Below are 12,721 nucleotides of genomic sequence, written 5' to 3' on the forward strand. Positions count from 1 at the left end.
CCGGTGACACTGGCTCGTTGGTTGTCATGGTCATGGCTGGTTCAGTCCTCCAGGCGGCCGTCGAGGGAGCCGCCCTCGACGAAGAACGGGCGGATGCGGTTCTCGTACATCGTCAGCGCCGAGCCGATCGCCATGTGCATGTCGAGGTACTTGTAGGTGCCGAGGCGCCCACCGAAGAGGACGCGCTTCTCGGCGGCCTCCTTCGCGGCCAGCTCGCGGTAGCGCTCCAGCTTGGCGCGGTCCTCGGGGGTGTTGATCGGGTAGTACGGCTCGTCGCCGGTCTGGGCGGAGCGGGAGTACTCGCGGACGACGACCGTCTTGTCCGTCGGGTAGTCGCGCTCGGGGTGGAAGTGCCGGAACTCGTGGATCCGGGTGAAGGGCACGTCCTCGTCGGCGTAGTTCATGACCGAGGTGCCCTGGAAGTCGCCGATCGGCAGGACCTCGGTCTCGAAGTCCAGCGTGCGCCAGCCGAGCTCGCCGGCCTCGTAGTCGAAGTACTTGTCGATCGGGCCGGTGAAGACCGTCGGCACGTCCGTCGGCAGCTGGTCGCGGACGTCGAAGTAGTCGGTGTCCAGCCGCACCTCGATGTTCGGGTGGTCGGCCATCCGCTGCAGCCAGGCGGTGTAGCCGTCCTTCGGCAGACCCTCGTAGGTGTCGTTGAAGTACCGGTTGTCGAACGTGTACCGCACCGGGAGGCGGGCGATGACCGCGGCGGGCAGCTCGGTGGGGTCGGTCTGCCACTGCTTCTTCGTGTAGCCGCGGATGAAGGCCTCGTACAACGGGCGGCCGATCAGCGAGATCGCCTTCTCCTCGAGGTTGGTGGCCTCGGCGGTGTCGATCTCGCCGGACTGCTCGGCGACGAGGGCGCGGGCCTGCTCGGGGGAGAAGCTCTTGCCGAAGTACTGGCAGATGGTGGCCAGATTGATCGGCAGCGAGTAGGTCTTGTCCTGGTAGATGCTGAAGACCCGGTGCTGGTAGTTCGTGAACTCGGTGAACTGGTTGACGTACTGCCAGACCCGCTCGTTGGACGTGTGGAACAGGTGCGCGCCGTAGACGTGCACCTCGATGCCCGTCTCGGGCTCGGGCTCGGAGTAGGCGTTGCCCCCGATGTGGCTGCGGCGGTCGATGACCAGCACGCGCTTGTCCAGCTGGGTGGCGACCCGCTCGGCGACCGTGAGGCCGAAGAACCCGGAGCCGACGACGACGAGATCAGGACTGGCTTGAGTCACGCTTGGCGACTGTACCGGCGCAGAACGGCCCCGCCGGGCCGAAACGGGGAGTGGTGTGACGGGACCGTCCCCCTCGTCACACCGGTTCCCTCGAGCCCCACGAGGCCCGACGACCCCGGTCCCCGGGTGCGCCCGGCGGTGCTCGGGCGGGCCTCGTAGGGTTCCCGGCGTGAGCGCACCACCGCCGGACGTCCCCCTCCGCGTGGTCGCGGTGACCTACTCCCCGGGCGAGGCCCTGGAGGGGTTCGTCGAGTCGCTGGCCGAGGCCACGACGCGACCGGTCGAGGTGGTCCTGGCCGACAACGGCTCGACCGACGGCGCGCCGGAGCGCGCCGTGGCCCGCCACCCCCACGTGCGGCTGCTGCGCACCGGCGGCAACATCGGCTACGGCGCCGCGGTGAACGCCGGGATGGCCGGGCTGACCGAGGGCTACGCCGTCGTCGCCAACCCCGACGTCCGCTTCGACCCGGGCTCGGTCGACGAGCTGCTGGCCGTGGCCGCCCGCTGGCCCCGCGCGGCCACCGTCGGCCCGGCCATCCGCACGCCGGAGGGCGAGCTCTACCCCTCGGCCCGCGACCTGCCGCGGCTGTCCACGGGTGCCGGGCACGCGCTGCTCGGCTGGGCCTGGCCGGGCAACCCCTGGACGGCGCGCTACCGCCGCGAGCGCGAGGCACCGCGGGAGCGTCCGGCCGGGTGGCTGTCGGGCTCGTGCCTGCTGGTGGACGTCGCGGCCTTCTGGTCGGTCGGCGGCTTCGACCCCGGCTACTTCATGTACTTCGAGGACGTCGACCTCGCCGAGCGGCTGTCGCGGCGCGGCTGGCTGCACGTCTACGCCCCGTCGGCGGTGGTGGAGCACGAGGGCGGGCACGCCACCCGCCGCCAGCCGCACCGCATGCAGCGGGTGCACCACACCAGCGCGCTGCGCTACCTCTCCGGGCAGTACCCGCTGCGCCGGCACGCCCCGCTGCGGCTGGCCCTGCGCGCCGGGCTGGGCGGCCGGATGCTCGTGTCCTACGTGAGCGGCCGGGTGGCCGCCGGCGCCCGCTTCCAGCGCCGTGCCGAGGGTGTCGGCCGCACCGCGCGGCGGCGCAGGAGGAGCTGACGTGCGGCACGCGGTCGTCATGGCCGGCGGCTCGGGGACGCGGCTGTGGCCGCTGTCGCGCAGCGGGCGGCCCAAGCAGCTGCTCGACATCCTCAGCGGCGGCGTGGGCGGTGTCGTCGCGAGCGGGGACGGCCCGCCGCACAGCCTGCTCGCCGAGGCCTTCGCCCGGCTGGAGACGGTGCTGCCGGCCGACCGGATCTGGGTCTGCACCGCCGCCCGGTACGGCGCGCAGGTGCAGGCCGCGCTGCCGCGGCTGCGCCCCGACCGGCTGGTGCTCGAGCCGGTGGCCCGCGACACCGCCAACGCCGTCGGCCTGACCGCGGCCCTCGTCGCCGACGTCGACCCCGACGCCGAGCTGGCGGTCGTCAGCGCCGACCACGTCATCCGCCCGGTCGAGCGCTTCGCCGCGGCGCTGACCACCGCCTACGACGCCCTCGCCGCACGGCCCCGCTCCCTGGTGACCCTGGGCATCCGGCCCACCGCGCCGGCCACCGGCTTCGGGTACGTGCAGCGCGGCGCGCCGACCGGGGTGCCCGGCGTCGCGGAGGCGGCGTCGTTCCGCGAGAAGCCCGACCGCGCCACCGCCGAGGCCTACCTGGCCTCGGGGGAGTACCTGTGGAACTCAGGCATGTTCGTCTGGCGGGCGGCCACGGTCCTCGAGGCGCTCGCCGAGCACCTGCCCGCCAGCGCCGAGGGCCTGGCCCGCGTGGTCGCCGTCCCGGCCGGGCCGCAGCGCGACGCCGTCCTGGCCGAGGTCTTCCCGACGCTGCCGAGGATCAGCGTCGACTACGCCGTCCTCGAGCCCGCGGCGACCGAGCCGGGCCGGGTGCTGGTCGCCGACCTCGACGTCGACTGGCTCGACGTCGGCTCCTGGCCCGCGCTGGCGCAGACGCTCGAGCGGGCGGGGGAGGACGCCGTCTCCGGGCTCGCGGTGACCGTCGACAGCGCCGGCAACATCGTCTTCAGCGACGACCCCGACCACCTGGTGGCCCTCGTCGGCGTCCGCGGCAGCGTCGTCGTCCACACCGCCGACGTGACGATGGTCTGCCCGGTGTCCGACGCCGAGCGGGTCAAGCAGCTGCTCGCCGCCGTCGAGGAGAGACACGGGTCACGCTTCAGCTGAGCGCGCCGATAGCCTCCGGGACGTGAAGAGCTTCGACGTCGCCGCGGTCGTCTCCGGTGGGGCCTCCGGCCTCGGGGAGGCCACCGTCCGGGCCCTGGCCGCGCGGGGCGCGGCCGTGACCATCCTCGACCTGCAGGAGGAGAAGGGGAAGGAGCTCGCCGCCGAGCTGGGCGGGCACACCACCTTTGTCCGCACCGACGTCACCGACGCCGACTCCGTGCAGGCCGCGGTCGCCGACGCCACGGGCAAGGACCGGCCGCTGCGCATCGCGGTCAACTGCGCCGGCATCGGCTGGGCCCAGCGCACCGTGGGCAAGGGCAACGTGCCGCACGACCTCGACCCGTTCGTCCGCACCGTCATGGTCAACCTGGTCGGCACCTTCAACGTGCTGCGGCTGGCCGCCGCCGCGATGGCCGCGACCGAGCCGGAGGAGGACGGCGAGCGAGGGGTGGTCGTGAACACCGCCTCGATCGCCGCCTACGACGGGCAGATCGGGCAGGTGGCCTACTCGGCCTCGAAGGGCGGCATCGTCGGCCTGACCCTGCCGGCGGCGCGCGACCTGTCCAGCGTCGGCGTCCGGGTCTGCACCATCGCCCCCGGGCTGGTGGACACCCCGCTGCTGGGCAGCCTGCCGGAGGAGGCGCGGCAGGCGCTGGCGGCCGGGATCCCGTTCCCCAAGCGCCTCGGCCGCCCCGAGGACTTCGCGCAGCTGGCGCTCGACATCGTGGCGCACGGCTACCTCAACGGCGAGGTCATCCGGATGGACGGCGCCCTGCGGATGGCGCCGCGCTGACCTGCCCGCCGGGGCACGCGCGGGCCTGGTGGGGCGGGTGGTGCGGACACGGGGGAGGACCCGGCCCGGCGCCGTCCGGCCCGCCTACAGTCGCTCCGCGGGGCCGCTGAGGGGCGGCGCCCGGGGGTGACGGCCGGCGGAGCCGTCCACACAGGGAGCGGTCCAGACCCATGGCGCACACCACCACGGCGACCGACTCCGCACCGGGGCAGGCGCCCGACCGGCGCCGCGGGGTGCCGTCGCGGGTCCGGGCCCGGGTCGAGCGCTCCTGGCCGGCGAGGCACTGGACGTCGACCCTGGTGGTCCTCGGCGCGGTGCTCCTGGTCGGCAACGTGCTGCCCTTCTACCCGGGCTTCATGTCCTTCGACTCGGTCGTGCAGCTGGGGCAGGCGCTGGACCCGTCGACCCTGGCCGACTGGCACCCACCGGTCATGACGGCGTCGTGGTGGCTGCTCATGGTGCTGACCGGCGGCAGCGTCGGCAGCATGCTCGTCGCGCAGCTCGGCCTGCTCTGGGCGGCCCTGACCCTGCTGGCGGTGTACGTCTTCCGGCGCAGCGGTCGCCGACTGCTCTCCCTGCTGCCGCTGCTCCTGGGGGTGCTGCCGCACGTCGCCAGCATGTCCGCGGTGATCTGGAAGGACGGCCAGCTCGCCTTCGCGCTGCTCGGCGCGGTCGTCCTCCTGCTGTTCGTCCGCCGTGGGGTCGAGCACACCTGGCTGCGCTGGACGGCGGTGGCCGTGGCCGTCCTGCTGTGCGCCTACGCCGGCGCCGTCCGCTACAACGCGCTCCCGGCGATCATCCCGCTGCTGTTCCTCCTGACCTGGCCCGCGCCGCGGCCGGCCCGGCGGTACCGGCTCGCGCTCGCCGGCGCCGCCGTCGTCGGCGCGCTGGTGGCGACGCCGGTCATCGACGCCGTCCGCCCGGTCCAGGAGACCCACCCGGCCGCCAGCGTCATGCTGGACGACGTCCTGCACCTCTACTCGCTCGACGAGCTCCGGTCGGCCGACGTCAGCCCGCCGCTGCGCGACTACCTGGTCACGTTGGCGACCACCTGCCCACCGGAGACCCGCGACGTCAACTACACGTGGCGGTGCGCGAACACGACGGGGACCATCCCGTCGGTCTTCCTGACGCACGCCGACGAGCTGCGGGACCTCTACCTCAGCGGCATCGCCGAGCACCCGCTGGACTACGCCACCTTCCGGCTCCGCGTCTTCGGCGAGTTCCTGCACACGCCGCCCGACGAGGTGTTCGTCTCCTGGTTCACGATCGGTGCCAACCCGTACGGCCTCGCGTTCGGGCCCAACCCGGCATCGCGGACGCTGGAGTCCTACGTGGGCGCGACGACGCGGGACTTCGGGTTCGTCTTCATGCCCTGGGCTTGGCTGCTCGCCGCGGTGCTCGTGCTGGGGCTCGGCTGGCGCAGGCGGGAGTCGGCGGAGCACGCCGGCGTCGTGGTCGCCCTGGGGGCGTCCTCGGTCGTCTATGTCGTGACCTACCTGCCGATGGTCATCGGCTACGACTACCGGTTCGTCTACTGGCCGGCCGTCGCCGTCAGTGTGGCGGCGGTGCTCCTGCTGCTGGACCGGCGGACGGCGGGGACGGGCCCCGGTCCGGCGGTCGAGGACGAGCCGCCGGTGCACGACGCGACCGCGCCGATGGACCTGGGCCCGGCCGGCGAGCCGGCGTCCCCGCCCCGCACTCCCGCGGCCTGGGCCGGGGCCGGCGCCGGGCCTACGCTCGCCCCGGCGCCGGCGGCGCCTGCACGGCCCTCTTCCCCAGGGAGCACGTCCTGACCAGCACCACCCTCGAGGCCCCGGCGTTCCAGGACGTCTGGCGGCCGGCCTGGCCGCTCGACGTCCGGCGCACCCTCTTCCCGCACCAGCGCAGCACCGGCGACCCGGCGCTGCGCCACGTCGACGACGGCTGCTGGCGGGCGGTCAGCACGCCCGACGGCCCGGCGACGGTGCACCTGACCGTCCGCGGCGGCGAGGTGCGGGTGACGGCGTGGGGGCCCGGCGCCGAGCGGGCCGGGGCGGCGGTGCCCGCATGGCTGGGCGCCGAGGACCGGCCCGAGGAGTTCGAGCCGCGCGGGCACCCGCTGCTCTCCCGCGTGCACCGCGTCTCCCCGTGGCTGCGGCTGAGCCGGACGGGGCGCACCTGGGACGCCCTGGTGCCCGCCGTGCTCGAGCAGAAGGTGACCGTCATCGAGGCGCACCGCGTGTGGCGCGCGCTGCTGCGGCTGGCCGGCGAGCCCGCGCCGGGCCCGGCCCCCGAGGGGATGCGCGTGCCGCCGACCCCCCAGCGGGTGCTGGCGGTGACCGACTGGGAGTGGCACCGCTGCGGCCTGGACGGCGCCCGTCGCCGGGCGCTGCGGGCCGTGGCGAGCGTCGCCGCGCGGCTGGAGCCGGAGGAGGCCGTGGACTGCGCCGACCTGCAGCGCCGGCTGCAGACGGTGCCGGGCATCGGCGTCTGGACGGCGGCCGAGGTGGTGCAGCGGGTGTTCGGCTGCCCGGACACGGTCAGCTACGGCGACTACCACCTGAAGAACCTGGTGGGCTGGTCGCTGGCCGGCCGCAAGACCGACGACGACGGGATGATGGAGCTGCTCGAGCCCTGGCGCGGGCAGCGGCAGCGCGTCGTCCGGCTGCTGGGCATCGGCGGCAGCCGCCCGCCCAAGCGCGGCCCGCGCAACGCCCCGACCGACTACCGCCGCCTCTGAGAGGACCCCCTTGCCCCCCACCGCTCGCAGGCTCGCGGCGGGGCCCTGCAAGGGGGCCGCCCTCTGGGCCGCAGCCTGCCCGAACTACATCACCGGGTCGTCGAGCAGGCGGAGCAGGTAGTCGCCGTAGCCGCTCTTGCCCAGCGGCTCGGCGGCGCGGCGCAGGCCGTCGTCGTCCAGCCAGCCCTGCCGCCAGGCGACCTCCTCGATGCAGCCGATCTTCAGGCCCTGTCGCTCCTCGACCACCGACACGAACTCGGTGGCCTGACGCAGCGAGGCGAAGGTGCCGGTGTCCAGCCACGCCGTGCCGCGGTCGAGGACGGTCACGGTGAGCCGGCCCTGGCGCAGGTAGTGCTCGTTGACCGCGGTGATCTCCAGCTCGCCGCGGGCGCTGGGCCGGATGCCGCGCGCCACGTCGATCACCGAGGACTCGTAGAAGTACAGCCCGGGGACGGCGTAGGAGCTCTTGGGCACCGCCGGCTTCTCCTCGATGGACAGCACGCGTCGGTCGGCGTCGAACTCGACAACGCCGTAGTCCTGCGGGTTGGCCACGTGGTAGGCGAAGACGTGCCCGCCGTCGGGGTCGGGCAGCCGGCCCAGGGCCGTGCCGAGGCCCGCGCCGTAGAAGATGTTGTCGCCGAGCACCAGGGCCACCGAGGAGTCGCCGACGAACTCGGCGCCGATCAGGAAGGCCTGGGCCAGCCCCTCGGGCTGCGGCTGGACGGCGTACTCGATCCGCATGCCCAGCCGGGTGCCGTCGCCCAGCAGCGCGCGGAACGCCTCCTGGTCGCCGGGCGTGGTGATCACCAGCACCTCGCGGACGCCGGCCATCATCAGCGTGGAGAGCGGGTAGTAGACCATCGGCTTGTCGTAGACCGGCATCAGCTGCTTGCTGACCGCCTGCGTAATCGGGAACAGGCGGCTGCCGGTGCCCCCGGCCAGGATGATCCCCCGCATGTCCGGCGACGCTACCGGCGCGTTCCGGCTCAGGACGCGGGCGATCCGAGCCACAGCCTCCCGACGAGTGAGCTGCCGCCCGGGGTGCCCACCGGCTCCCAGCGGGTCGTCCAGCCCTCGGCGTGCAGCTGGATGACGACCGCGCCCACCAGCGCCCCGAGGTTGAGCGCCGCCGTCGTGGTGGCCCGCTCCGGCAGGTGCACGTCGACCACCCCGTCGCCCTCGCCGCCGTAGCGCAGCACCACCGGGAACTCCGGCAGCGCCGCCGTCGCCACCCGGAACGCCGCCGCCACCGCGTCCAGCTCGCCGGGGCGGGGGACCAGGTCCGCGCCGGGCACCCGGGTCGCCACCAGGTCGCGGCTGCCGTAGGGGAACAGGTCGCCGGGGCCCAGGCGGACCAGCGGCCGCGTGCCGGCGTCGTCCTTCGGCGGGTCGAACGGCAACCCGCGGACGACGGCCACCGGGATGCCGGCCAGCTTGCCCTTCACCAGGTCCGCGGCGCCCGCCAGCTCGTCGACGAGGGCGACCTGGGTGGTCTCCAGCCGGTTGCCGTGGGCGTCCACGGCGCCGCGGTGGTCGATCAGTGCGGGAATCCCCGCCGAGCCGACGGCGACGTCGGTCAGCCCGTCCCGCCAGGTGCGGCCGAAGGTGTCACTGACGATGACGGCGACCTCGACCCCGAGCAGCTCGCGCAGCCGGTCGCGCAGGGCCCGGGCCGAGGCGTCGGCGTCCTCGGGCAGCAGCACCAGCGCGTCACCGGGGACGTTGGAGGCGTCGATCCCGGCGGCGGCGACCACCCAGCCCTGCGGCGTCTCGACGATCTTCAGCGGGCCGCGGCGGGCGACCACGCGCACCGTCTGGGCGTCGATGGCCCGCTGCCGGGCGGCCTCGCGGTCCTCGCCGGGCGCGACGGGCACCAGCCGGCCCTCGACCTTGGACACCACCTTGGAGGTCACGACGACGACGTCGCCGTCGGCCAGCCAGGGCGCCGCACCCGCGATCGCCGCGGCGAGGTCGTCGCCGGGGGAGAACTCCGGCAGGTCGGTGACCGGGTGGACCGAGATCCCACCCGGGACCGTGGCCCCGTCCCGCGCCTCGCCCTGAGCCGGCGAAGGCCCCGGGGACGGCAGCCCCCCTGCAGGACCCCGTCGCGGCCCCGTCCCGGGTCCCGCCCTGAGCTCGCGAAGGGCGGGGTCCTTCCCCGGTGGGGGGCAGGCGGGTCCTTGTTCAGACACCGGCGGCGTCGAGCGCGGCCCGCGCCAGCGCCGCGGTCGCCTCGGGTGAGGACATCAGCAGGGGGACGGCGCGGACCTCGACACCGGGGACGTCGGCCGGGTCGCCGGTGTGCACCAGCCAGGCGTCGAGCAGCCCGCCGGAGGACCGGGCGCCGTAGTGCCGAGCCACCCCCTCGGCGCTGACCTCCACGCCGAGGACCGGCAGGCAGCGGTCGGCCATCCCGCGCACGACGCTGCCGCCGACGATCGGCGAGACCCCGACGACGCTGCCCGGCGTCGCCAGCAGCGCCTCCCGCAGGCCGGGCACACCGAGGATCGTGCCGACCGACACGACGGGGTTCGAGGGCGCCAGCAGCACCGCGTCGGCGGCGGCGAACGCCTCGGCCACGCCCGGCGCCGGCTTCGCGGCGTCCACCCCGACCTGCACGAAGGCGCGCGGCTCGGGCTCGGCGCGGTGCCGCACCCACCACTCCTGGAAGTGCAGCGCCTGCTGCCGCCCGGTGCCCGGGTCGGCGACCACCACGTGGGTCTCCACCCGCTGGTCGCTCATCGGCAGCAGCTCGACGCCGGGCTGCCAGCGGTCGGCCAGCGCGGCGGTCACCTGGGACAGTGGGTAGCCGGCGTCCAGCATGCGGGTGCGGAGGAGGTGGGTGGCCAGGTCGCGGTCGCCCAGGCCGAACCACGTCGGCTCGGCCCCGTAGGCGGCCAGCTCCTCCTTGACCGTCCAGCTCTCGCCGGCCCGGCCCCACCCGCGTTCGGGGTCGATGCCGCCGCCGAGGGTGTACATGACGGTGTCGAGGTCGGGGCAGATCCGCAGCCCGTGCATCGTCACGTCGTCCCCCGTGTTGACGACGGCGGTGAGCCGCGCGTCGGGCACGGTCGCGCGGAGTCCGGCCAGGAACCGGGCCCCGCCGACCCCTCCGGCGAGGACGACGATGTGCACGAAAGTCATCGTGCCCGATGGGCACTTGTCCACTGTTCGCCGGGCGTGTCGAGGTGTGCAGCGAGAAGTGACGAACACCCTGTGACGGGTGGGGCCGGTGGGACGAGGCGCTTACACCGGGCGGAGTTGACGGCCCCACAACGACACGCGTGTAATTCCGGCGGTGTCAACGAGTGCCGAGCGGCCCGGGAACGTCCCGTGGAACGCACATCGGGACGACAGCGAGAGGGGACGCATCGTCATGGCAGAGGTCTCGTGGTTGAGCGACTACGTGAACGCCTCCGAGCGCGACCGCAGTGCCACGGGCCCGGCCCAGGGCTTCTCCGGCCTGTGGAGCACGGGCCTGGAGGCCGAGGTGCAGTCGTGGCAGGAGCGCGCGCTGTGCGCCGAGACCGACCCGGAGGCGTTCTTCCCGGAGAAGGGCGGCTCCACCCGCGAGGCCAAGAAGATCTGCACCGGCTGCGAGGTCAAGGCCGAGTGCCTGGAGTACGCGCTGGCCAACGACGAGCGCTTCGGCATCTGGGGCGGGCTGTCCGAGCGTGAGCGCCGCCGGCTGCGCCGCCGCGCCGGCTGAAAAAGGTAGAAGGACCCCGTCCTCCCCACCCCTCGCAAGCTCGGGGCGGGCCCCTGGACGGGGCCGCGCACAGCGCCGTGTGACACCAGCTCCGAGCTGTCCTCACAGCCGCCGACGGATCCCGTCGGCGGCTGTGATGTCGTTCAGGGCATGACGACGCGCGTGGTGGCCGGCCGGGCGGCCGTGGTGCGGGAGCTCCGCGCGGCCGGTCCGCTGCTCGCGGCGCTGCGCGCGCCGGTGACCGCCCGGGCCCCCTGGTTCACCGCCGCGCTGGCCCTGGACGACGCCCGGCCGGGCGGCCCGCGGCCGGTCGCCGTCGTGGTCGACCCGCCCGGCGGTACGGGCGCACCGCGGGCGCTGGCGACCCTCGCCCTGCGCGGCGGCCCGCGGCTCACGGCCACGCTGCTCGGCGACGGTCTCCCGGTGCCCGCCGGGGCGGCGCCCGCCCGCCTCCCGGCCCGGGACGACGCCGCCGCCGACGAACTGGCCGCCGGCGTCCTGGGCCTGTTCGACCGGGTGCGCCGCGCCTGGACGCTGCGGTTGGCCGGCCTGCCGCTGGGTGACCCGACGCTGCGCGCGATCGGCCGCCGGCGGCCCGAGGCGGCGTTCGCCAACGCCCGCAGCGCCCGCCTGGTCGACGACCTCGACGACGCCGGCCCGGTGCACCGCACCCGGGACCCCGCCGAGCTGGACCGCCGGCTGTCCGCGCTGCTCGCCCGCGAGCCCGACCGCCGCACCCGCACCGCCCTGCGCGTCACCGCCCGGCTGCACGCCGCCATCGGTCAGGTGGAGGTGGCCACGGCGGCCGACGGCGAGCGGGCGCTGCTGACCCTCGTCGACGGCGCCGACCGGCGGCCGTGGTGGAGCACTCCGGATGTGGGCCGGCGCACCGAGATGGGTGCGCCGCTGGTCTCGCTGACGCTGCGCGGCGGCGGCCCGGCGGCCCTGCTCAGCCGGCTGTGACGCCGGCCGGCTCCCGCGCCGCGGCCCCTCTGGGCGATTTCCGCGGAAATCGCCCCGTCGCTCGCGGCCATTTCCGCGGAAATCGCCGCGTCGTTCCCGGCGGTCCCCGCGGAGATCGCCGCCGTCCTGCTCAGCCGGAGTAGCTGACCACGTTGAGCGCGGGCTCGTCGAGGCTCTCGGCGCGGTCGGTGCCGAGGAAGACGGTGCCCTCAGCCGGCGCGGTGCCGTCGCGCACCGGCCCGGCGGGGGAGACGGTGACCGCGAGGTCGTACACCCGACCGGTGTAGGCCGGGGCGGTCCCGATCGGCTGGGTGTAGGTGGGAAAGCGGCCGGTCAGCCGCAGGTCCGCGCCGTCCCGCGTGACGGTGAGGGCGGGGGAGGGCAGGTCGGCGTACTCGGTGCGCGAGCGCACGCAGCCCGCGGCCGCGGGGTCCTCGGGCGGTTCGGCGGTCAGGCAGTTCCAGGTCGGCAGCCGCAGGTGCGCGAGCGCCGTCCCGCCGTCCCCGGCCGCGGTGACGCTCACCATCGGGTAGCCCACCGTCGTCCCCACCGCCTGCCGTTCGACGACGAGGCCGCCGAAGGCGAGCCGGGCCACGACGCCGTCCTCGCCGAGCGGCACCGAGCGGTCGGCCAGCACCCCGGCGCCGCCCTCGCCCGGCAGCGGGTCCGCCGGCACCGTGGGCAGCGACGGCGGTACGGGGGTGGGCGTCGGGGTGTCCTGCGGGGACGGCGTCACCGTGCCGGGCGCGGGCCTCGCGATCGCGAGGCCGCCGCCGTCGCGGGTCGCCCCGGCGACCCCGGCGAGAGCCGCCACCAGCACCAGGGCCGCGGCGGCCATCCCGGCCACGGCGCGGCCGCTGCCGTCCGGCTGCGAGGGGCCCGGGTCCTCCTCCGGGAGCGCGGCGGGCGCCGGCGGCGCGCCGGGTGTGCCGGGAGGGGCGTCGAGGAAGCCGGGGAGGTCGTCGTCCCGCCAGCGCGGCGCGGGCCGGGCGGGGCGCGCGGGGTGCGGGTCGCCCGGCGCAGCCCGGGGTTGCCGCCCGCTCGGCCACCCCCGCGCCCAGCCTGCCGCCGCTGCCCGCC

At 75.4% G+C, this 12,721-nt stretch carries 11 protein-coding genes and 1 pseudogene; 7 read left to right on the forward strand and 5 right to left on the reverse strand.

The features are described from left to right. Positions 1 to 41: 41 nt before the first annotated feature. The gene (gene glf / locus CNO22_RS01950) at positions 42 to 1,229 is read right to left on the reverse strand and encodes a UDP-galactopyranose mutase (RefSeq protein WP_100497675.1); all 1,188 of its coding nucleotides are present in this window, start codon (positions 1,227 to 1,229) and stop codon (positions 42 to 44) included. A 169-nt stretch (positions 1,230 to 1,398) separates the two neighbouring features. On the opposite strand from glf, the gene CNO22_RS01955 reads away from it, so the two are divergent. The 5 genes from CNO22_RS01955 to CNO22_RS01975 all read left to right on the forward strand — a co-directional run bounded on the left by CNO22_RS01955 (position 1,399) and on the right by CNO22_RS01975 (position 6,969). Beyond that, entirely contained in the window at positions 1,399 to 2,331 is a 933-nt protein-coding gene (locus CNO22_RS01955; RefSeq protein WP_100497676.1) for a glycosyltransferase family 2 protein, read from the forward strand. Position 2,332: 1 nt separating this feature from the next. Further along, positions 2,333 to 3,454 (forward strand): mannose-1-phosphate guanylyltransferase, encoded by a 1,122-nt coding sequence (locus CNO22_RS01960; protein WP_100497677.1) that lies wholly within the window; start codon positions 2,333 to 2,335, stop codon positions 3,452 to 3,454. Between the two features lie 22 nt (positions 3,455 to 3,476). Continuing rightward, a complete protein-coding gene (locus CNO22_RS01965) occupies positions 3,477 to 4,247 on the forward strand; it encodes an SDR family NAD(P)-dependent oxidoreductase (protein ID WP_100497678.1) in 771 nt (256 codons plus the stop codon). 170 nt (positions 4,248 to 4,417) lie between these two features. After that, positions 4,418 to 6,043 (forward strand): hypothetical protein, encoded by a 1,626-nt coding sequence (locus CNO22_RS01970; protein ID WP_100497679.1) that lies wholly within the window; start codon positions 4,418 to 4,420, stop codon positions 6,041 to 6,043. A gap of 170 nt (positions 6,044 to 6,213) precedes the next feature. Beyond that, a complete protein-coding gene (locus CNO22_RS01975) occupies positions 6,214 to 6,969 on the forward strand; it encodes a DNA-3-methyladenine glycosylase family protein (protein ID WP_232806727.1) in 756 nt (251 codons plus the stop codon). A gap of 84 nt (positions 6,970 to 7,053) precedes the next feature. Here the strand turns inward: CNO22_RS01975 and rfbA are convergent, their stop codons facing one another. The 3 genes from rfbA to cofD form a co-directional block, all read right to left on the reverse strand. After that, positions 7,054 to 7,926 carry a glucose-1-phosphate thymidylyltransferase RfbA gene (rfbA, locus tag CNO22_RS01980; protein WP_100497691.1) on the reverse strand — a complete coding sequence of 291 codons (873 nt, stop codon included), beginning with the start codon at positions 7,924 to 7,926 and terminating at the stop codon, positions 7,054 to 7,056. Positions 7,927 to 7,955: 29 nt separating this feature from the next. Continuing rightward, positions 7,956 to 9,056, reverse strand: a complete 1,101-nt coding sequence (locus CNO22_RS01985; RefSeq protein ID WP_408609684.1) for a coenzyme F420-0:L-glutamate ligase — start codon at positions 9,054 to 9,056, stop codon at positions 7,956 to 7,958. 97 nt (positions 9,057 to 9,153) lie between these two features. After that, positions 9,154 to 10,104, reverse strand: a complete 951-nt coding sequence (gene cofD, locus CNO22_RS01990; RefSeq protein ID WP_100497680.1) for a 2-phospho-L-lactate transferase — start codon at positions 10,102 to 10,104, stop codon at positions 9,154 to 9,156. Between the two features lie 241 nt (positions 10,105 to 10,345). Between cofD and CNO22_RS01995 the strand changes: the two genes are divergently transcribed. Further along, complete coding sequence (locus tag CNO22_RS01995; RefSeq protein WP_100497681.1) at positions 10,346 to 10,678, forward strand: WhiB family transcriptional regulator; 333 nt, start codon at positions 10,346 to 10,348, stop codon at positions 10,676 to 10,678. Between the two features lie 150 nt (positions 10,679 to 10,828). Continuing rightward, complete coding sequence (locus CNO22_RS02000) at positions 10,829 to 11,641, forward strand: hypothetical protein (RefSeq protein WP_232806728.1); 813 nt, start codon at positions 10,829 to 10,831, stop codon at positions 11,639 to 11,641. Between the two features lie 130 nt (positions 11,642 to 11,771). Here the strand turns inward: CNO22_RS02000 and CNO22_RS02005 are convergent. After that, positions 11,772 to 12,721, reverse strand: a pseudogene (locus CNO22_RS02005) (hypothetical protein); the annotation flags it as partial.

Source organism: Geodermatophilus chilensis, assembly GCF_002802985.1.
GTDB lineage: Bacteria > Actinomycetota > Actinomycetes > Mycobacteriales > Geodermatophilaceae > Geodermatophilus > Geodermatophilus chilensis.